The 20,975-nt window shown below is 49.2% G+C and carries 16 protein-coding genes and 2 pseudogenes; 11 read left to right on the top strand and 7 right to left on the bottom strand.

What is annotated here, in order from left to right; translation table 11 throughout:
* Positions 1 to 10: 10 nt before the first annotated feature.
* Positions 11 to 1,468, bottom strand: coding sequence for a circularly permuted type 2 ATP-grasp protein (locus GC097_RS15975; RefSeq protein ID WP_171684282.1), 1,458 nt, complete (start codon positions 1,466 to 1,468; stop codon positions 11 to 13).
* Positions 1,469 to 1,819: 351 nt separating this feature from the next.
* On the opposite strand from GC097_RS15975, the gene GC097_RS15970 reads away from it, so the two are divergent.
* Together GC097_RS15970 and GC097_RS15965 are read left to right on the top strand one after the other, a co-directional pair.
* The gene (locus GC097_RS15970; RefSeq protein ID WP_171684281.1) at positions 1,820 to 4,027 is read left to right on the top strand and encodes a methyl-accepting chemotaxis protein; all 2,208 of its coding nucleotides are present in this window, start codon (positions 1,820 to 1,822) and stop codon (positions 4,025 to 4,027) included.
* Between the two features lie 135 nt (positions 4,028 to 4,162).
* Positions 4,163 to 4,693, top strand: coding sequence for a hemerythrin domain-containing protein (locus GC097_RS15965; protein ID WP_171684280.1), 531 nt, complete (start codon positions 4,163 to 4,165; stop codon positions 4,691 to 4,693).
* A 327-nt stretch (positions 4,694 to 5,020) separates the two neighbouring features.
* On the opposite strand, the gene trhO is transcribed toward GC097_RS15965, so the two are convergent.
* Together trhO and GC097_RS15955 are read right to left on the bottom strand one after the other, a co-directional pair.
* Positions 5,021 to 5,926 (bottom strand): oxygen-dependent tRNA uridine(34) hydroxylase TrhO, encoded by a 906-nt coding sequence (gene trhO / locus GC097_RS15960; RefSeq protein WP_171684279.1) that lies wholly within the window; start codon positions 5,924 to 5,926, stop codon positions 5,021 to 5,023.
* Positions 5,927 to 6,009: 83 nt separating this feature from the next.
* Positions 6,010 to 9,759: a response regulator gene (locus GC097_RS15955; RefSeq protein ID WP_171684278.1), complete on the bottom strand. Its 3,750-nt coding sequence runs from the start codon at positions 9,757 to 9,759 to the stop codon at positions 6,010 to 6,012.
* Between the two features lie 163 nt (positions 9,760 to 9,922).
* Here GC097_RS15955 and GC097_RS15950 point away from each other — a divergent pair, with 163 nt between their 5' ends.
* The 7 genes from GC097_RS15950 to GC097_RS15920 all read left to right on the top strand — a co-directional run bounded on the left by GC097_RS15950 (position 9,923) and on the right by GC097_RS15920 (position 17,202).
* Complete coding sequence (locus GC097_RS15950; RefSeq protein ID WP_171684277.1) at positions 9,923 to 11,629, top strand: methyl-accepting chemotaxis protein; 1,707 nt, start codon at positions 9,923 to 9,925, stop codon at positions 11,627 to 11,629.
* 407 nt (positions 11,630 to 12,036) lie between these two features.
* Entirely contained in the window at positions 12,037 to 12,363 is a 327-nt protein-coding gene (locus GC097_RS15945; RefSeq protein ID WP_171684276.1) for an SPW repeat domain-containing protein, read from the top strand.
* Positions 12,364 to 12,557: 194 nt separating this feature from the next.
* Complete coding sequence (locus tag GC097_RS15940) at positions 12,558 to 13,325, top strand: NUDIX domain-containing protein (protein WP_246294271.1); 768 nt, start codon at positions 12,558 to 12,560, stop codon at positions 13,323 to 13,325.
* Between the two features lie 70 nt (positions 13,326 to 13,395).
* Positions 13,396 to 13,944, top strand: coding sequence for a cysteine hydrolase family protein (locus GC097_RS15935; RefSeq protein WP_171684274.1), 549 nt, complete (start codon positions 13,396 to 13,398; stop codon positions 13,942 to 13,944).
* A gap of 57 nt (positions 13,945 to 14,001) precedes the next feature.
* Positions 14,002 to 14,835 carry an NAD(+) synthase gene (gene nadE / locus GC097_RS15930; RefSeq protein ID WP_171684273.1) on the top strand — a complete coding sequence of 278 codons (834 nt, stop codon included), beginning with the start codon at positions 14,002 to 14,004 and terminating at the stop codon, positions 14,833 to 14,835.
* Positions 14,836 to 14,840: 5 nt separating this feature from the next.
* A complete protein-coding gene (locus tag GC097_RS15925; RefSeq protein ID WP_171684322.1) occupies positions 14,841 to 16,286 on the top strand; it encodes a nicotinate phosphoribosyltransferase in 1,446 nt (481 codons plus the stop codon).
* A gap of 85 nt (positions 16,287 to 16,371) precedes the next feature.
* Positions 16,372 to 17,202 carry an aldo/keto reductase gene (locus GC097_RS15920; RefSeq protein WP_171684272.1) on the top strand — a complete coding sequence of 277 codons (831 nt, stop codon included), beginning with the start codon at positions 16,372 to 16,374 and terminating at the stop codon, positions 17,200 to 17,202.
* Between the two features lie 318 nt (positions 17,203 to 17,520).
* On the opposite strand, the gene GC097_RS15915 is transcribed toward GC097_RS15920, so the two are convergent.
* Positions 17,521 to 18,312 (bottom strand): hypothetical protein, encoded by a 792-nt coding sequence (locus tag GC097_RS15915; RefSeq protein ID WP_171684271.1) that lies wholly within the window; start codon positions 18,310 to 18,312, stop codon positions 17,521 to 17,523.
* A 585-nt stretch (positions 18,313 to 18,897) separates the two neighbouring features.
* Here GC097_RS15915 and GC097_RS15910 point away from each other — a divergent pair.
* Positions 18,898 to 19,338 (top strand): annotated as a pseudogene (locus GC097_RS15910) (Uma2 family endonuclease).
* Positions 19,339 to 19,370: 32 nt separating this feature from the next.
* Here the strand turns inward: GC097_RS15910 and GC097_RS15905 are convergent.
* Positions 19,371 to 19,802 (bottom strand): annotated as a pseudogene (locus tag GC097_RS15905) (SpoVR family protein); the annotation flags it as partial.
* Between the two features lie 14 nt (positions 19,803 to 19,816).
* Here GC097_RS15905 and GC097_RS34735 point away from each other — a divergent pair.
* A complete protein-coding gene (locus tag GC097_RS34735; RefSeq protein WP_171684320.1) occupies positions 19,817 to 20,236 on the top strand; it encodes a DNA methyltransferase in 420 nt (139 codons plus the stop codon).
* Between the two features lie 85 nt (positions 20,237 to 20,321).
* Here the strand turns inward: GC097_RS34735 and GC097_RS15895 are convergent, their stop codons facing one another.
* Both GC097_RS15895 and GC097_RS15890 read right to left on the bottom strand, forming a co-directional pair.
* Complete coding sequence (locus GC097_RS15895; RefSeq protein ID WP_171684270.1) at positions 20,322 to 20,711, bottom strand: aspartyl protease family protein; 390 nt, start codon at positions 20,709 to 20,711, stop codon at positions 20,322 to 20,324.
* 23 nt (positions 20,712 to 20,734) lie between these two features.
* Positions 20,735 to 20,959, bottom strand: coding sequence for a hypothetical protein (locus GC097_RS15890; RefSeq protein ID WP_171684269.1), 225 nt, complete (start codon positions 20,957 to 20,959; stop codon positions 20,735 to 20,737).
* Positions 20,960 to 20,975: the final 16 nt, after the last annotated feature.

Raw genomic sequence — 20,975 nt, 5'->3', positions numbered from 1 at the left:
ATGTGGATCTCTATCCATTCGTCACCCATGTGTCTTTGCAGCCGCCGCCTTGCGAGGAGTTTACAACGAGCGAACCTTCTTTGAGCGCTACCCGCGTAAGTCCGCCCGGAATAACTTGAATCGTTTCGCCTGCGATAACGAAGGCCCGAAGATCGATATGCCGCGCAGCCATTTGACCGTCCATCATGACAGGGGCTCTTGAAAGCTGAATGGTCGGTTGAGCGATATATCGTTCAGGATTCGCGATGATCCTCAGCCTGAAATCCGCCAACTCGCTTTCGGAAGCCGAGGGTCCGATGAGCATTCCGTATCCTCCGGAGAGCGATGTTTCTTTGACGACCATGGTGTGAAGATGCTGCAGCACATACTCCCTTTCGTCCGGTCTTGAAAGAATATAAGTAGGCACGTTATTTAGGATAGGTTCCTCGTTTAAATAGTAGCGGATCATGTCCGGAACGTAGGCATAAATGGCTTTGTCATCCGCTACGCCTGTGCCCGGAGCATTGACGATGTTGATGTTTCCGGCCCGGTAGGCATTCATAATGCCCGCTACGCCAAGCAGGGAATTCGGATCAAAAGCAAGCGGATCAAGGAAATCGTCGTCAATTCTGCGGTATAGTACATCGATCTGGCGAAGTCCTTTGATTCCGCGAATGTACACCTTGTGATCGATGACGACGAGATCGTTCCCTTCCACAAGTTCGATCCCCATTTGTTGGGCAAGGAACGTATGTTCGAAGTAGGCTGAATTGTAACAGCCTGGGGTTAGAAGGCCAATGACGGGATCTGTTTTCCCGGAAGGGCTCAGCCTGCGCAGGGCGGACAGAAATACATTTAAGCTCTGTTCGATATCTTGGATGGAGTGGCTGAAAACAAGCTCGGGGAACAAGTGTGTCATGATGGAACGGCTTTTGAATAAATAGGAGAAACCGGACGGCGAGCGGAGGTTATCTTCAAGAACGAAGTATTCGCCGTGCTCATCACGGATTAGATCGATGCCCGAAACGGTTACGTACACATCGCCCGGGATGGACAGACGCATCATTTCGGGTCGGAAATAGCAATTGGACAGAACCATTTTTCTGGGGATGATGCCATCCTTCAGGATGCATTGGTCATGGTAGATGTCCTTGAGAAACAAATTCAGCGCTTTGACACGCTGCCCGAGCCCTTTTTCAAGCTTATGCCACTCCTCCCTAGGGATGATGCGCGGGATCGGATCGAAAGGAATCGTGCGTTCGAGCGCCTCGGTTTGATCGGGGCTATAGAGGGTGAAGGTAATTCCTTCTTCCATCATCCGTTTCATCGTGGCGGCTTGGCGCTTGCTAAGACTGCCTGCCTTCATGGCCATGAACTGACGGAACACGGTTTGATAATGGGGCCTAACGGAATAGGCGTTCACAAACATTTCATCGTAAAAAGGGTGGGGATCATAGGGCGTGGTGACCAGATTCTCAGGTTTGGACATCGCAGCTTCCTGGTTTCTTGACTATGCCTTCGGAAGCTACATGAAGATAAGGGCCCGAAGCGGAAACCAGGCCTCCTTTCTTTCTGATCTTAATTCGGCAATCATGTTAGGGAATATAACGTTAATTGATGGTGAATCTTATTATTTCTTATATTGTAGATTTTTCAGAAAATTATGTCAATATAACTTACGTTAAATTTATCGGAACCAATTGCCTCGTAGGACAAAAGTATTAAAAATTTTCAACAATTCGCACTTTTGTCTTGATTTACAACAGAAACCGCTATAGAATGTCGAATATGACAAATGTTAAAAAAATTCACACGCTATGTGAATATAGGGGGACGGGGTATGTTTGATTGGCTTGGATTTCGAAAAGGGATGCCGCTCTGGTGGTCATATCGGCTGAATCGACATCTCAAGGAAGATGTTGAACATATCTTCGAAGGCATTGCCCATACGAGAACGGAAATTTTACGAAGCTGGGTAGATACGTATTGGTCTCATCTGGACAGGCTGCATGCGATGATATCCGAATCGGCGTCCGCCTCGCCGCAGTTGTCCCAGGATGCCGCAGCATTTCAGAAAATGCTTGCCGCCGCTCAAAAGAGCGGAGCCGACTTCTCGGAAATTTTTATATTAAATGAACGAGCAGGCGTAATCCATTCCACATACCCTGCTCATATTGGGAAGCTGTATGCAGCGGGAAGCGTGCTTGCCAAAGGGCTGGACGAGACGCGCAAAGGGGCGAAATGTTTGTTCGGTCCATTCGCGGACCCGCTGACCGCGCAGATCGGTCCAAGCACATCGCCCTTCCACGATGCGATGACGATGGCCTTCATCCTGCCTGTAATTGAGAACGGGGAGTGGCAAGGAGCCATCTGCGGCCGCGTGCCGAACGACGTGCTTGGGGATTTGATTCAGCGGGAATCGGGACACGTGTATCCGGACTCAGGCGATAACTATTTATTCATGGCACAGCCGGTATTGAACAAGCAGATCGCTCCGGGCACGGCGTTATCGCGAAGCCGGTTTGAGGATCTGACCTTTACACACGGCGATAATTTAAAAGACGGCGTTCGCACGGATTTTGGCCTTGTCGGCGTGAAAGAGCATACGGAGCTGGAGCTTATTTTCACAGATCCGGCGACAGGGCAGCTCCATCCCGGAGTTGCGGGGACCATTGCCAAAGGGCATAATCTGTTCGTGGAATTTCCCGGATATTCCGATTACCGGCACATATCGGTTATCGGGAAAGGCGTTACCTTCCAGCTGCCGCATTGTCCGGATGTTTGGGGAATGATGTGCGAAGGGGATCTGGAAGAAGTGTACCGGATTCGCAGTATAGATTGGAAGATGTTCAGCCTGCAGCTCAAATTTATTGTAGGTTTTATATTACTCTCCGGAGGGGGCTTCTGGCTGCTGAATGGCCATGTATCGGGTGGGCTGGGCGCAGCGATTACAGCCGCCGCCAGTGCTTTATACGGCTGGATTGGCGCCGGTGTCATAAGGCGCAGAGGCAGCAAGCCGCTAGTCAAGCAGCTGGCTCAAATCAATAAGTTCATCCGGCTAAACGCGGAAGGCAGCGGAGATTTGACGCAGCGCTTGCGCGTGCAGGAGTTTGCAGGGGATGAAACGAGGGAGCTGGCGAAGTGGATCAACAATATGATCGATTCCTTAGAGGGCATCATGCTGCAGGTCAAACAAGCCGCTGCTGAGGTTCAGGTTAGTCAGGACCGGCTTAACGAATCGACGGGCTCCACGGAGCAATCGACAGGCCGCATGAGCGCTCAGATCCATAATATGATCCGCTCCTTGCGCGGACAGCTGAAGGACATCGATGTCGCCAAAGATGTCACGCAAAATATGAGCGGCACGCTGCGTGAGCTGGAAGAGAAAGCCTCCGATCAAATTGCGGTTGCCCAGGACGAAGTGGAGCGCATCGGCGATAAGATGGATCAGATTTCAGCCAAAGTAGCCGAAACGAATCGGACCATCCAAACGTTCCTGCTCACTACGCAAGAAATACCAAGGCTGCTGAAGGTGATTGAGGAAATTTCGGCGCAAACGAATCTTCTTTCGCTGAACGCTTCCATTGAAGCGGCTCGAGTAGGCGAGCACGGCAAAGGCTTCGCGGTCGTTGCAGGTGAAATTCGCAAGCTGGCCGATCTGACGAAGAAGTCGACAACGGAAATCAACGACACGATTGAGCAGATCGAGCGTCATGCGAATGAAGCCTCCATCTCGATGGAGGAAGGCACCAAGGTCGTGCGGGAAGGGACGCAGATTGTTGCGGCAGCCTCGGAAATTCTCAGCGAAGCAAGCGCCCACGACACCATGAAGACGCAAGTGGTGGAAGAAGTGGTGGCGCTGATGGAGAAAGTAGCGGGCGTAAGCAAAGAGAACCGCCAAATATCCGCCGAGGTGGAGCGCACGGTCCAAGAGCTCCTGCAGGATATGCTGCATGTGCGCCGAACGACCGGAGATGTCGGGGCGATTACACAATCCCTGTTCCAGCTCATGAATCAGTTCCAATTAACAGAAAGCCGCATTCGTTAAAGGTCTAATCGTTCATTTTTCCTTCGCATGTTAGCTGACCCTTCCTGCATACAATGATAATGCAGAATGGGCCAGCTTTTTTTGCGTCGGCTTATGATCAAAGTTTTCTGAGGAAAACGCAAAGGAGGATGTGGAATGAACGACCGTTTGAGCATTCAAACGAATAGGGAGTCTATCATGGATCCGGGCTATTTTCCCTCGCTCGTAGAGCGCCTGAAGGAGGAACATTTACAGATGCGCGGGCAGCTTGCCGAAATCCGCACGATGGCTGCTTCCTTGTACTCCCTCGAGGATTGCTCAATAGGCATGTGTAAGCTGATTGAACTTCAAGATAGGATTCTTTTTCTGGTGGAAGAGCTGGAGCAGCATTCGGAATGGGAGGAGAGCGAGCTGTTTCCTCTTCTGCAATCCTACCTACATCCGACAACGGCGCGCTCGGTTTCGCGTTCTATAACGGTTTTGGAACAGGATCATGACTTGGCTAAAAGGGTTGTGCAAACTTTCGTAGACGGTGTGAATGCGATGAAAGTGCCGATAGATGAGGAGTTCCTGCATGTTATGGCGTCGGAATTGATGACGGCCTGCTTAATTCTGCTTAGGCATTTCACCTTGGAGGAGGAGCTTGTGTATCCGCTGGCCGATCGCATTGTGGAGCAATTAGCGTAAGTACAAATCGATTCGGTCAGGTGTCCGGTTCCTGTAGAACGATCCATGGCGACGCCTCAGTTGCAATAAAAGGAAAATTTACCGTTAATGTGATCGGGGGCGGCCGAGGGAGCGAAATAGCAGGAAAAACTCCTTCTAAATCGTCGGAAGTTTGGGAATGAGTCCGAATTTGGACGGATTAGCGGGAGAAACTCCAGTTATTGGGGTTAGAAGTGAATCAGAAGCGGGAATTAACAGGAGTATTCGGCGTTAATTACAAGTAATTAAAAGAAAAAACCGCTCATCTCCTGTTGGAGAGAGCGGTCTGTGAACTCAGTGGAGCAAGTCTTAAGCCTCAAGCGAGCTAAGCGTCTTCTCCTCGCACTCCTTGGAGCAGAAGCTGTTATGCTCCTCTTCGCAAGCTTCGCAGCACACGTGCTTCAAGTGGCACAAATCGTTCGCGCAGTTGATGTAGCGGTCCTCAGCCGTTCCGCAGTGGTAGCATTTGCCCACGACGATATCCTCATCTGTGCGGTTGATGGGAACCGAAATCCGCTCGTCGAAGACGTAGCATTTGCCGTCAAAGAGACGGCCTTTTACCTCTTCATCTTTTCCGTAAGTGACAATTCCGCCGTCAAGCTGGTAAACGTCTTTGAAGCCTTCCTGAATAAGGAAGCCGGACAGCTTCTCGCAGCGGATACCGCCAGTGCAGTAGGTGAGAATCGGCTTGTCCTTAAATTCCTGGAGGTTGTTCCGAATCCATTCCGGGAATTCACGCGTCGTTTCCACGTCTGGGCGAATGGCGCCGCGGAAATGCCCGATCTCGTATTCATAGTGATTACGGCCATCCAGAACGATAACATCTTCTTGCTGAAGCTTCTCGTAGAAATCTTTTGGCTTCAAATGCGTGCCGGTCAGCTCGTTTGGATTCACATCTTCTTCGAGACGGAAGGTGACGAGCTCCTTTTTGGGGCGGACGAACAGCTTTTTGAAAGCATGTCCTTCACTCTCGTCGATCTTGTAGACCATATCTTTAAACAAAGGCATTTGGTTCATCATCGCCATGTAGGCATCGGTTTGCTCGATGGTTCCTGACAAGGTTCCGTTGATGCCTTCCGGGGCGATCAGGATGCGGCCTTTAATGCCGAGCTCTTTACAGTAGGCCAAGTGTTCACGAGCCAATGCTTCATGATCTATCACGGTAACGAATTTATAATACAACAAAATGCGGTATGGAGAGCTTTGTGCTGTCATTGATTAAACCACCTATACGTATAAAATGCATGCCCCAAACAGTCGGAGCCCTATGCATATAGTGACATAAAACCGCACATTTTTCAATCAAGCAGCAATTTTTGGATGGTGTGAAAAACCTCTTCCAGGGCAATGGCAAGGGTTTGCAGCTGGTTTTGAATCAAGATGCTCTTCGTTTCATCCAGAGGGGTGGATTGCTGCAGCATTTCTTCAAGCTCTGTTGCCGCGGCAAGCACGCGATGGGCAGACAGGTTGCTTGCTGAGCCGCGCAGTGTATGAAGCTGACTGATGGCAGTATCATATTCGGTTTGCTGAATGGCCGTTGTAAGCCGATCTATCGAATCTTTGGACTGCTCATGAAATTTCCTCAACATGTTATGGTAGATATCCGTTTTCCCACGCAGCCGCTCAAGGGCTTCTTCGGTATCCAGACCGGGAACCGTCATTTTGCCGCCGCTCATACTTAAGATGTGATTGACGGCCGCGAACAGTCGGTCAGGCATGATCGGCTTGGAGATCACTTCATTCATTCCTGCGCGGATACAGGCTACACGCTTCTCTAAGGGCGAATCTGCGGTGAGGGCGATAATGGGAATGTGTCTCCATTCAGGCTCAAGCCGAATGCGCTTGGTGGTTTCGATCCCGTCGAGATCAGGCATATGGATATCCATCAGGATGATTTGGTATTCCGTGTTTTCCAGCTGCTGCAAAGCCTCAAATCCGTTAGAAGCTACATGAACGACACCATTCATGCTTTCTAGTAAAGAGCGGGCAACGGTCTGATTAATTTCATTATCTTCGACAAGCAGAATCCGCGGAGAGGAAGGCCAAACTTCCTTTATATCAAACGCTTCCGCAGTCGGTTGGCCTGTCGCATCCGATGCTAGCATATTTTGCAGAGTTTGGCTGAGGATGCTCTTAGAGATCGGTTTAACCAAGATTACATCCGGCGCGGCTTGGGATGGAAGCTGCTCTAAAGCGTCCCGTCCTGCTAAGGTCGTATAAATAATCGTTTTTAAATTATTGCGGTTACACGCCTCAAGCATGTCCAGCCACACTTCCTCCCCATACATATCAAAGGCTTCCATGTCGAGCAGAACCATTTCAAGTGGAGTGACGTCGATGACTTTCCTGGCTTCCTTCCACGAATACACACCTGCCCCTTCCTTACACATCGATTGCAGGGTTCGAAGCAGCACACTGTGCAGCTCGGGGTGATCTTCCACCAGAAGGGCGCGAAGCGGGAAACACATGGGTGTCTTCATCGTTTGCAGCGTTAATGCAAAAGGAATGCTGAAGCGAAAAACGCTGCCGATCCCGGGACTGCTGGACGCTTCAATGGTACCGCCCATATGATCGATGATGCTCTTGGAGATGACAAGGCCAAGTCCCGTCCCCCCGAATTTGCGGCTCGTGACTTCATCGGCTTGCATGAACGGCTGGAACAACCTGGCAAGCTGCTCTTCATTCATGCCAATCCCCGTATCGGTAACCGTGAAGCCAAGGCGTACTTCTTCTCCCCGCAGGTCCTCAACTTGGACGCGCAGCGCAACAGTTCCTTGTTCCGTGAATTTAATGGCGTTGCTGGTTAGGTTCAAAAGCACTTGATACAAGCGCAAAGAATCGCCAATGAGACCAAGCGGCACTTGCTCCTCGATATCGCAAATAAAATCAACCGGCTTATGGCCGAGCAGCACGCTAAGCGTTTCACACACGCGGTCGATCGTGTCATCCAGCAGGAAGGCATGATGCTCAATCGCCAGCTTGTCTGCCTCCAGCTTAGAGAAGTCAAGGATGTCGCTAATAATCTGCGATAAGGACAGCGAGGATTTCGTAATTTTACTCATATAATCCCTTTGCAGCGAAGACATGGCAGTGCGTTCCATCAAATGGGACAGTCCGACGATCCCGTTCAGCGGCGTACGAATTTCGTGGCTCATCCTTGCCAGGAAAATGCCCTTGGTTAAATTGGCGTCATCGGCTTCCTGCTTCGCGCGGATCAGCTCTTCTTTGGCATGCCGCCAATCCGTAATATCCCGCGAAATGGCAGAGAAGTAACGTTCACCTTTTTCAGCAGGCGTATGGGGGACAACCGTGACGGAGACGAAGATGCGGCGCTGCTCTTTCGTTAAGGCTTCGGTTTCAAATTCCCAGAACCCTTCGCGTATCGCGGTAAGAAGGCCCTCATCGAAATGGATGTCGCTTCGGATATCCACGTACTCGCTGAAATAGCAAGGTGTCTTTTGTTCCTTATTTAGTCCAATTAAGTTTTTACCGGCTTGATTCATATAAAAAATATAGCCTTGCTGATCAAAGGTAAGAATGGCATCCCGCGCACTTTCTACAATTGTAAGGAGCCGCATCTTCGTCTCATTGCTTTCCTTAATATCGCTGATATCACGGGCAATTATGACATACCCTTTCAAATCCCCTCCCGGATGCGTAATCGCGCTGACACTCACTTGAACGAAGAGGCGCGTGCCGTCTATGCGATGCCAAATCCATTCTGCATCCTCTTTGAGATGGCGCAGCGTTCGAATCACGAGGGCTGTGCAGTCGGCAGGCACGAACTCCCCAAGCTCTAGCGTGTACTTGGCCGCTCTTTCTTTCAATTGATCTTGATCCATCCATAGCAAGGGGGTTGCTTTTTTGTGCACATCTGTGAACGTATAGCCAAGGAGTTCTGTCGCCCGACGGTTCAAATGATTGATGGTAAAATGCGGGTCCGTGACGATCATCGCATATTGATTGTGCTGAATGAAAGCTTCGAAAGGTTCGAACAGCTCGCGCAGGTTTTCGATCATCCCATTGACGGAATGCGCAAGAGCGCCCAATTCATCTTTGCTTTTGAACATAAGGGGCTTGATGTAGAAGTCGCCGGCAGCCACGGATTCCGTGACCCGCAGAATTTGCTGAATCCGTGAAATAATGAGCGTGTTAGCCGTTAAGCGTATCAAAAGAAACAGGATGGCGGCGGTAATGACGATTAAGCCGACTGTCGACCAAAACAAAGGACTGGCAGGCGCTTGGAAGAAAGCATCCGGCAAAGAGTAAGCAAGGTGCCAAGATAAGTGCGGCACACGAGCATAAAACCACTGCGTTTCCTTGCCGTTTTCCAAATGGACGTCCAAATATCCCTCATCCTGCTGCAAAGCTTTATGAAAAGTATCTGACAGAGAAGGGTTGTCGGCGAAAATATTTCTCGTGAAAATTTTGGAGAGATCGGTATGATACAGAATAGTGCCATCATCATTCACAATGACGACCTGCGCGCCTGCAACCGGGGGGTGAAGATGATCGCGAAAAGCAGCCTCTGCGTCAAGCGAGATAACGACTAGGCTTGTTAATTCTTTTTGATCATTATAGACAGGAGCAGTAATCGCAACCATGAATTTGCCGGAAACTTTGCCGAAATAAGGGTCAGAGATGTACGTTTTGCCGAGCAAGGCCTCTTCAAATCTCCGCTCGCCTTTGATGTTCAGTTCATCGCCGGAGGTAAGACGTAGATTTCCATCAAGATCCGCAACGCCCATCGAAAAGAAGCGGTTATTGCCTGTTTGCAATTCTTGGGCCAAATAATTCAACTGTTCCTGCAAAGTTCCACGCCTCATCACGTTTACCCGGCTAACGAGCTCAACTTCGGCAAGTCGAATCGACAGGAAGTCGTACAAATTTTGAGCGGAATTGGAGACAGAGGAGATCGACTGGGTTTTTAATTGCTGAATTAATTTATCTTTCGACAGCTTATAGTTCGTAAAGCCAACGACGGATAATGAAAGGGTTGTGATTAGAACAAGTAGTGCTACCAGCTTGAAACGCAAGGAAGATGACATGAGGAACCTCCGCAGTTCGACAAAATGTTAGGAAAATTTACAAATTTCACACCCATATTGCGTAATTCATTTAACGATTTTATTGTATGATTAAGGGTAAAGGATGATTTGAGTATACATCATAGTTCAATCATTCATTCATAAACTTGGAGGAATTTAACTCATGCGATTTACTGTAAAAACGAAAATGATCACCGTATTTGCAATTATTTTTCTCATGATCGGAGGGTTAAGTTTTACAGATATGACGCGGATGGGCGTCTTGAAAGACACCAGTTCAGACATGGCTACGAATTGGATGATCGGTGTACAAGTTATGGATGAGATTCACTATAACTCTGAACATATATTAACATTGTTTTATCAGAAAAAGCTTGAGCCCGATACGAAAAAGCATGAACCGTTCGATACCGAAATCGCGAATTCCATGACAAGAATCGACAAATTGTTAGAAAACTATAAGGGAAGTCTCTCCGGAGATGATGATACTACGCAATTTGATGAGCTTAACAAAAATTGGGATGCGTTCAAAGCCGCATTTGTAACAAATAAACAGATTGCCGCTGATCCAACGAAAGCGAAGGATGCAGCAGCAAGCCAGCAAGCTATGTCAGTCGCTTTTGATACTGCGCAAAAATCGATGGCGGAGATGGTTGTCTTTAACCAGGAAGGCGGAAAGCAAGCCGATCTGGACAACATTCAGCTTTATGAAAAAAGCCTTAAAACTTCTACAATCGTACTTGGTGTAATCATCGTTTTCATGATCTTTACTTGTTACATGCTTGTTAGAAATATATCTGCCCCTGTTCGCAGAACGTCACAAGTTTTAACCCGAATCGCGAATGGCGATCTGACGGTGGAGCCGATTGTCTTGAAAAATAAAGACGAAATCGGTGATTTGGCCGATTCTGTGAATCAAATGGCCGACCACCTGCGCTACTCGGTGCAGCAAATGCTGCAAGCGGCAGGCAGCGTAGCGACGTCTTCACAGCAGTTGTTTGCAAGCTCCGAGCAAAATACATCCGCTTCCCAGCACGTGGCGGCAGCTGTGCAGGAGGTTGCAAACGGTGCGGATACCCAAGCGCAAAACGCGATGGAATGCGGCACAGCCATGGAAGAAATGACAATTGGCATTCAACGGATCGCAGAGACGACTTCCGATGTGTCGGGACTGTCCGTTACCGCTGCGCAAATTGCCGAGGAAGGTACGCACTCCATGGAGCGGGTAGTCCATAAAATGCAAGCCGTCAGTCATTCGGTAGATGCGGCGAACAAAGTGATTCAAGAGCTGGAGAAGCATTCCCAGAACATCGGACAAATCTCTACCCTCATTGGGAATATCGCTTCCCAAACGAATCTGCTCGCCCTAAATGCGGCGATTGAGGCGGCGCGTGCCGGCGAGAGCGGCAGAGGCTTTGCGGTTGTGGCCGGGGAGGTTCGCAAGCTGGCTGCCCAGACAGACGATTCCGTGCGTGATATTTCGGAACTCATTTCGAACATGCAAAGAGACGCTTTGCGCGCTGCGGGGGTTATGAATGCGGGACTGCTGGAAGTGCAGGAAGGGTTAAAAGAAGTAGGCAGCGCGGAAACGGCCTTCGGTCAAATCGTAGCGGCTTCGCAGGAAGTGGCAGGCAAAATTCAAGAGGCTGCTGCTGCAGCCCAGCAGATGGCTGCCTCGTCGGAGCAGGTTGCCGCAACGGTAGCGAATGTCGGTTCTGTTGCACAGATGACCTCTGGGACCGCGCAGTCCGCAGCTGCCGCAACGGAAGAGCAGCTTGCTTCCACGGAAGAAATTACTTCATCTGCGAGAAATTTGGCGAGCATCGCCCAAGATCTGCATCAAGTTGTAACGAAGTTCCGAATTTCTTGATAATTGTGATAGCTAAAAAACTTCCTGAGGCTGACTCAGAGAAGTTTTTTTATTTTTTCTGCACAAATATTTTGCGGAACTGTGATCCGCTATTTTGTCTAAATGCAGCTATTTGGCTTATCGGGGGGAACTATGGTCCGTTATTTTGGCGTTTTTGCAGAAACGTTGGCCTCTACAGGGAAATAAGGCCCTGCAGTTCCCCTTACCCCATCATTTAGGATGATTTTTCCGAAATAGCGGACTCCAGCTCCTTTGGCCGTAGGAAAATTCAAAATGCGGAATGTCAATTAGACAAAACAATTGGGTGATCCGGAGGCTTTTCCATATCACATATTTGAAAGCGTTTGCGTATACTAGAGTATCTCATAAAATGTTTTACGAATGCCAAAACTTGTAGGAGGTGGAAGATGACCATGTATTTAAAAAATATGTTATCCGCGTGCATGGGACTCTGGTTTTTGGTAAGCCCCTGGGTGTTTGGATTTGAAACTCAAACGAATGCGCTTTTTGCCTGTGTGCTGCTTGGAAGTTTGCAGTTCGTGGGGTCTCTGCTGGCTCTGGGCAAAACAGGGAAGCGGGTCTGGCAGAACTGGGTGTGCCTGGTGATTGGGGCCATATTCATTCTGGTTCCCAATGTGTTTCACGTAGGTTTGATCGCCTATTTCTTATTTGTCGTGCTTGGCTTTATAACCATTCTTGTCAATTATGCGAATTTGTACGCCGAAGAGCAATGAGGCTGACAAAAATATCGAACAGGGGATACTAAAGGCGAATTCCGTCAATCCGGGAGTCGGCAGAGGTGAACCCTGTTCTTTGTGTTCGCGAGCATCGGGGAAAATTTTAAAAAATAATGGTTGCATGCGTCTTTTTATTATGTCATAATGATATTATCAAATTGATAATAACAAAAGAGCGAGGCAGTGACACCTTGAATACAGAACATGCAAGCAGCTATAAGGCAAGCAATTATCGCACGCCGGACGGTGCGCCTGCGGATATCGTGATCTTCACGATTACTTCCGAGGCAAAGGGTTCAGTGAAGAAAGCTCTCCCGCTGAGGGAGCTGCAGGTATTGCTGATTCAAAGAAAACAGTGGCCGTTCGAAGGTCAGTGGGCCCTTCCAGGCGGATTCTCGACGGAGTCGGAAACGATTCATGAGAGCGCCCGGCGCGAGTTGACCGAAGAGACGGGCGTTTCGGACGTCCACCTTGAATATTTCAACGTGTACAGCACGCCGCAGCGCGATCCCCGGGGATGGATCATCTCTCACGCTTACTTCGCGTTGGTGCACGAGAGCTTCCTGGAGAAGCGGCAGGCTGCGGATGACGCTGCCGATGTCCGGCTGTTCCCCGTGGAGGAGGCGCTGGCCATGGATCTCGCTTTCGATCATGAGATCATCATTCGTGATGCGCTTGCACAGATTCAGATGAAGATGCTGACGACGACGATCGCGAAAGAGTTTTTGGCCGAGGAATTCACGATCAGCGAATTGTATCAAGTGATTCAAACGGTCGTCCCGACGTTCAACGAACGGAATTTTATCCGTAAAATTACGTCTACACAAAGCCGCAAAGGCATTATCGAAGAGGTTATGGATCACAACGGACAGGGAAAAATGTCGAACCGGTATTCCCAACGCGCCGCCCAGCTTTACCGTTTTACCGATTATGTGCCTCAGCTGTCCATCTACAGCTAGGCCTCTCTTTTAAGTTTTGATATTGTCTTATTAATATTATCAAATATACACAATGGAGGAGTGGTTCTGGATGAAAGCATTGATCATTATCGATTACACGGTTGATTTTATTGACGGGAAGCTTCCTTGCGGGGAGCCTGGTATGGCGATTGAAACGCGGATCTGTGAAATAACCGAGGCTTTCGTCGCCCGGCAGCATTTTGTGGTCATGGCGGTTGATCTTCACGAGGAACAGGACCTGTACCATCCGGAGACGAAATTGTTTCCTCCGCACAATATCCGCGGGACCGCGGGACGCGATTTATACGGCAAGCTGAAAACGGTGCATGAACAGCATGAGAATGAAATTTATTGGATGGACAAAACAAGGTACAGCGCCTTTTGCGGCACGGATTTGGAGCTAAGGTTAAGAGCCAGAGGCATTAAAGAGCTGCATCTGGTTGGCGTCTGCACTGATATCTGCGTGCTGCATACGGCGGTGGATGCTTACAATAGAGGTTTTGATATCGTCGTGCATGAGGACGCTGTCGGCAGTTTTAACAGGCAGGGCCATGAATGGGCTTTGCAGCATTTTGAAAGCACATTAGGGGCTAAAGTTGTTCGCGGTTTGGAGGTATGAAACAGCTGCGTTAACAGGAATGCTAGGATCATCCAATAAATGAAGGAGATGCCACCTATGCAACATACCAAACAAACTGAAATTCAAGCGGCCTTACACGTGCTGAATGAAATTAACACAGAGAGCGAAATTCAGCGCCGCGTACAGTTTCTTAAAGCGTATCTTCGATATACAGGAGCTAAAGGCTACGTGCTTGGCATGTCAGGAGGCCAGGACTCAACGTTAGCAGGCAAGCTGGCCCAAATGGCGATCGATGAGCTCAATGCGGAAAGCGGCAGAGATGCCTGTCAGTTTATGGCGGTAAGATTGCCTTACGGCATCCAACAGGATGAAGCGGACGCACAGGCCGCGATTCAGTTTATAGCGGCCAGCCGGGTTGTAAGTGTGAATATTCAACCTGCGGTGGATGCATCGGTGCGGCAATTTGCGGAAGCGACGGGCGAGGCTTTGAGCGATTTTCATAAAGGGAACGTCAAGGCCCGCGAGCGTATGAAGGTGCAGTATGATTTAGCCGCGCATTATGGGCTGCTGGTGCTGGGGACAGATCACGCGGCTGAGGCAATTACCGGATTTTATACGAAACACGGGGATGGCGCCTGCGATGTGGCCCCGATTTATGGCCTCGACAAGCGGCAAGGCAAGGAACTGCTGAAGCGGCTGGGCTGCCCGGAACATTTGTATTTGAAAAAGCCTACGGCCGACTTGGAAGATTTGAAGCCGGGTCTTCCGGATGAAGAGGCGCTGGGTGTCAGCTATATGCAGTTGGACGACTATTTGGAAGGTCGCTCCCTCCCCGCTGATATCGTCTGCAAAATTGAAGAACGTTACGCGATGACTGAACATAAACGCAGAGGACCGGTCACCTGCTACGACACTTGGTGGAAAGGATGAAAGATATGAACTACGACAATTTGACGCTTCACACGGATAAATATCAAATCAATATGATGTACGCGCATTGGCTGCAAGGTACGCATAGGGACAAGGCGGTTTTCGAGGTGTATTTCCGCAAGCTGCCTTTTGACGGCGGGTACGCGGTTTTCGCCGGTTTGGAGCGGCTCGTCCATTACATTCAGCATCTGCATTTCGGGGATGACGAAATTGCTTACCTGCGCGAGCAGGAGGAGCATTACCGCGAGGACTTTCTTGAGGCGCTGCGCGCGTTCAAGTTCAGCGGCGATCTGCAAGCGGTGCCGGAAGGAACGCTGGTTTTCCCGAATGAGCCGCTCGTTCGCGTGGTGGCGAGCATGTTTGAGGCGCAGTTGGTGGAGACGGCGATTCTCAACTTCGTGAACTATCAGACCCTCATCGCGACGAAGGCTTCGCGCGTCAAACAAGTCGCACCGAACGACGTTCTGCTGGAGTTCGGCACGAGACGCGCCCAAGAGGCTGACGCCGCGATCTGGGGCGCAAGAGCCGCGTACGTCGCGGGCTTTCACGCGACTTCGAACTTGCGGGCCGGGATGCTGTTCGGCATCCCGACGAAGGGCACCCACGCGCACGCATGGGTGCAGGCGCATGACACGGAAGAGGAAGCCTTCCGTGCCTATGCCGAGGCGCTGCCGGAGCAAGTGACGCTGCTCGTTGATACGTACGACACGCTGCGCAGCGGCGTGCCGAACGCCATCAAGACCGCGCGCATGCTACAGCAGCAGGGCAAGCGCATGAACGCCATTCGCCTCGACAGCGGCGATTTGGCGTATTTGTCCCAGCAGGCCAGGCAGATGCTGGATGAGGCGGGCTTTCCCGAGGTGCGTATCGTCGCCTCGAACGACCTCGATGAGAACATCATCGAGGGGCTGAAAGCCCAGGGCGCCAAAATCGATGTCTGGGGCGTCGGCACCCAGCTCATCACCGCGGCCGACCAGCCTGCGCTTGGCGGGGTTTACAAGCTTGTTGCCCGGGAGAAGAACGGCGAATTCGAGCCGGTCATCAAGATTTCGGGCAATCCCGAGAAGGTGTCCAATCCCGGCTTCAAGGAAGTCTACCGGATCATCAACAAGAAAACAGGCAAAGCGGAAGCGGATTACTTGGCACTGGAGCACGAAAGCGATATTCAGCGGGGAGAGCGGATCAAGCTGTTCGATCCTACCCATACGTATATCTACAAGTACATTGAAGACTATGAAGCAGTTCCGCTGCTAAAAGCTATTTTTGCCGGTGGCGAGCTGGTTTATGAGCTGCCGACGCTGGATCGCATCCGGGCGTATCACGCGGAGCAGATGAAGACGTTTTGGCCGCAGTATCTTCGCAAGCTGAATCCGGAAGGATACCGCGTAAACTTAAGCACGGAGCTGTGGGAGCTCAAGATGAATTTGATTCATGCGCACACAAAGATGTGATTGGTTAAATCTAGTGGTATGATAGACGTTGGGCGTACTCTTTCAAGAGCTGTCACACCATATTTTATGTTGGAGGTATGAGCCAATGTCAACGAAAGCATTCACACAAGGAGTCCAGCTCAATAATGGCGTGTATATGCCATGGTTGGGGTTAGGCGTTTGGAAAACCCAAGAAGGCCAAGAGGTGATCGGCGCTGTCAAAACAGCTCTGCAGCTGGGCTACCGCAGCATAGATACTGCAGCCATCTATCAAAACGAAGAAGGCGTTGGTCAGGGACTGCGCGAGAGCGGCGTACCGCGCGACGAGATTTTCGTCACGACCAAAGTTTGGAACGCGGATCAGGGCTATGAGTCCACCTTGCAAGCTTTTGAAGCAAGCCGCAAGCGGCTCGGCCTCGAGACGATCGACCTGTATTTAGTTCACTGGGCTAAACCGGCGACGTATAGAGAAACATGGAAAGCACTTGTTCACTTGTACAAAGAAGGTCATGTGCGCGCTATTGGAGTTAGCAATTTTCAAATTCATCATTTGCAGCACGTGATTGAGGATACGGGTGTCGTGCCGGCTTTGAACCAAGTCGAGTACCATCCGCAGCTGGCGCAAAAGGAACTGCTCGCGTTCACCCGCGAGAACAACATTCAACTGGAAGCTTGGAGTCCGCTGATGCAGGGGAATCTCGATCATCCTGTGCTGTCGCAGCTCGCGGCCAAGCATGGGAAATCGGCAGCACAAATCGTGCTGCGTTGGGACATTCAGAACGGTGTCGTCACGATTCCGAAATCGGTGACAGAGCATCGAATTCGCGAGAATGCGAATATTTTTGATTTTGAGCTGAGCGCTGAGGATATGGCTCTCGTTGATTCGTTGAACCAGAACAAACGCATTGGTCCGGACCCGGACAACGTGACGTTCTAATAGGAAGAGGAATTGCCGCTGTTGGTTGGCGGGGATTCCTCTTTTTTGCCGTAGCCCCCCTCCCCCCCCTCCCCTCCCTCTCCTCGCCACCGATGGAAGCACGTGCAAATGGAGGGAACTACAGGCCGCTATTTACCTGCAAAACAGCTAACTTGCAGTTTAGTGGGAACTGTGGTCCTTTATTTGGTTGTTTTTGGCGAAATCGGCTGTGTTTCGAGAAAATAAGACCCTGTAGTTCCGCCTCGGCGGCTTCTAGGACTCATTTCGTCGAAATAACGCCCTGTAGTTCCCTGTCCGCGAACCTCTTTTCGACTTCCCTCACTTCAGCAGGGCAATCATCTGATATACCTCGCGATGATCGCCGGGAAGCAGGTAATCCGCGACTTTGAGCTGCGAGGAACCGTCGCCGTCCAAGAAAAGACCGTCCACCAGCTGCCCGTTCCCCACCTGTTCCTGCACGGCTGTGCGGAATTGTTCGCCTGTGCAGGGCGTAGGGGCAACGACTAGATAAACGTTATTGTTTCTGTCGTAAACAATTCCCGAGCGCATGCGTTTCTCATCGATGACAGGCATCTCCTCCGAAATGGCCTGGGCAGCCCATCCGTCCGGATTCGTCAGTCCCATGCTTACGCCGCCTTGTGCCCAGTAATGGCCCCGGTCCATCACTTTCAGCTCATCGGCGTTTTCAACGACTTGAATCGTGAAAGTTTGCGCTTTCTCATCCCAGACCAACGTCCCCCGTTTGCGGTCAATATTAAACCAGCCGGAGCCGTAGTCGCCAGGCAGCCCTTTGACGGGGCGATCATTGATAACGGCGATACTCAGCAGATAACCCTGCCAAAAGAAGCCGCCATTGATGCCATTTTCGTTCATGTCCGTCACATTCCCGGTAATGGCCCTCAGCCCTATGTTTTGAGGCGGTGTCTGAATGCTATGAAGGGTAACGCCGTTGCTGGCCTGGGTGACGCGATACTCGGAGATTGCGAGGTTCGGCGGTTGGTCATTTTTGTGAAACCCTAAGATAATCGTCCATATGAAACTAGTTAGCATAATCAGGATATAGATAAGTAGGGTGGCTGCGTTACTTTTGGCTGGATGGAACGTGGACATAAGGCAACTCGCTCCTATTCTCTTAAATCAACTCTTTCTATCATTCTATGAATATCACAAAAGAAATATGCTTGACGCATGAAAAAAGTCCATCCGCCTAGTGATCGAATCACTCAGACGAATGGACTTTCGTTTTATGTAAGAAGGCGGTTTTAGAAAATAGGAATTCGGGCTTTATTTCCATCCTTTGCATATAAAATGGCTTCTGAACTAAATAAGTCAACATGCTCTAACGTTTGGCCAAGGTTCGTCGTTGTAAATTTGTTATAACGAAGAGCGTTGATCAGAGAGGGAATTAGTTTGTGGTCCGTGCCAATAAAGTTCACAGAAATAGGTCTTTTGTTAAATAAAATATTCATTCTCAACTTCAACTCATCTCCTAACATGGAAATTATTATCAATTAACTGAGTTTTAAGCGTAACATGACTTGTAAAGGATGTCCGTCGATTAACGTTGTCGGAAAAGCACTTCTTTTGTCGGTGTTCATAACGAGTAAATGTTAGCAACGTGCCGAGGAGGCATGGTGCAATTTAGTAAGGTCTCTAAAGTAACAATCAGAAGGAGGTCGAACTTCGTGTCAATTTATTGTTGGAGAGCTCCATTTCTCCCTACGGACATTCTTTCAGAATCGGAGCTGCTTTGTGTTCGTGGCTCCATTTGATGTATTTTTCAGCGAAAGTGGTGAGTATGAGTCACCCGATCATATCGCACAGCCCGATCTCTCGGTTGTTTGCTCGAAAGAGATAATCTCGAAAAGTGGCTGTCACGGTGCTCCGGCTATCGTCATTGAAGTGCTGTCGCCATCGACGGCATTAAAGGATTTTAATGAGAAATTCAACTTATATCAGAAGTATAAAGTACAGGAATAATGGATTGTTGACCCTGGGAATCGAACGGCACATGTTTATTCACTGGAGGATGGCAGCTATCAATTGCGCCAGCTGTTCGCAGAGCAGGATACCATCCAATCCAATGTTTTTAAAGATTTACAAGTGCCCATGACCAGACTGTTCAGTCTGGAATAGAAAAAAACCGGCTCTCGAGGCCAGTCATTCTCCTATAAAAATCTGCGATGATGCTTCTTCCCATCATAGCTGAACATTACCGGCTTATCTTCCACAATCGTATGCATATGAATGCTTTTGCCCCAGAGCTTGTAAATGTAGGGGAGTGTTCGCTCGACATATTTGAGATCCAATTCAACCCCTTCGTAGGAATGCTTCAAATACAGCTCGCCATTGCGCTGGTAGTCGCCATCCTCCACGACGATGTAGGGGAAACCGCCGTTGACACGCGAATAAATCAGCTGATCCCGGGTATTTTCCCACGTTTTATCGGTAATTTTCCACTCAGGACCTTTCTTCTCAAAAGTATATAAATCCAGCTCCTCCACTAACGGCTTATTCAAATAGTTCCGAATAAAAGAAGTGTCGGATTCGTACTCACGGACCTCGAATATTTTGCTTCGACCGTCGCCTTTCTTGCGTCCTTGCGTGAGAAAGGATTATTAAGTCTGCTACTAACCCGGGAGATATTGTATTGGATCCATTTTGCGGCTGTGGAACTGCAATAGTTGCTGCTGAACGTTTGGGTAGAAAATGGATTGGTATAGATATTACACATATTACGATCACCACAATCAAAGAGAGACTTCATAAGGAATTTGGTTTACTTCTTAAGCCGAACAAGGTAACGGGTGAGCCATTTGATTTAGATGGGGCAGTTGACTTAGCTAATCGTGACAAATACCAATTCCAACTGTGGTCATTGCATTTATTGGGAATAACAAGCTGTAAGAAAGGCGCAGATGGTGGTGTTGACGGCATTCATTATTTTGAAGATAGAGTCGGCAAATTGAAAAAGTGTGTCGCTTCAGTTAAGAGTGGGAAGGTAAGTGTAAGGGATGTACGAAGAGGTGTCTGAACTGCTTAATCATTCTAAATTTCTTTATACACTATTACCTGATTAGGGCACTTATGAATGTAGAGGCTGTCTATCGACAGCCGTACTATTTTCTTGATTTTGTATACATACTAAAACTAGATAAGTCCAGTACAATATTCGCCGCCATAAGCAAATCCAATCCTAAAAGCCCATTAATCTCAAGTTTTTCATGCAAGGCACCAGCATCGAGCTTGAAACTATCAATCTTGAAGTCACCCAGCGTGACAAAATCAAACGCTTTTCTAAAACAGCTTTCTTCGCCGCCGATGCCGAAAGCACTGACGAGTTCGTCTCCAGTCTCAAAATAAACACCAATATCAGCTACAGCATCGGCGGAAAGGAGAGTGTGGGAAGCACTGGTATCAATGACCAGCTTGTCTATCGTGAGTACTTGTCCCTTGTAATTTATCGTAATCGAGGTTTGCAGCAGTCCATCCACAAGATCAACTTTCATACTGTACAACTCCTCGTAAGTCTCTAAGTGCCGCGGAGCTCAATCTTCAGCTCTTCATTTGAGGTGTGAGACACAACGATACCGTCCTTTGAACGGAGCAGTTCAATAGTTGCATCCTTGGGATCCTGAATAGCTTTAATCAAAGCAACTTCATCTACATATTTGATACTGCCTTCGGTATGGGATGCAAGAATTTGTAGTTTAACGTATTGGTCAGGATAAATCTTACGTACTTCTTCCCATTGCATAGCTGGCACCTCCATT

The sequence above is a fragment of the Paenibacillus planticolens genome, assembly GCF_013141725.1.
Lineage (GTDB): Bacteria > Bacillota > Bacilli > Paenibacillales > NBRC-103111 > Paenibacillus_E > Paenibacillus_E planticolens.
This window is presented reverse-complemented; position numbering and strand designations above follow the sequence as displayed.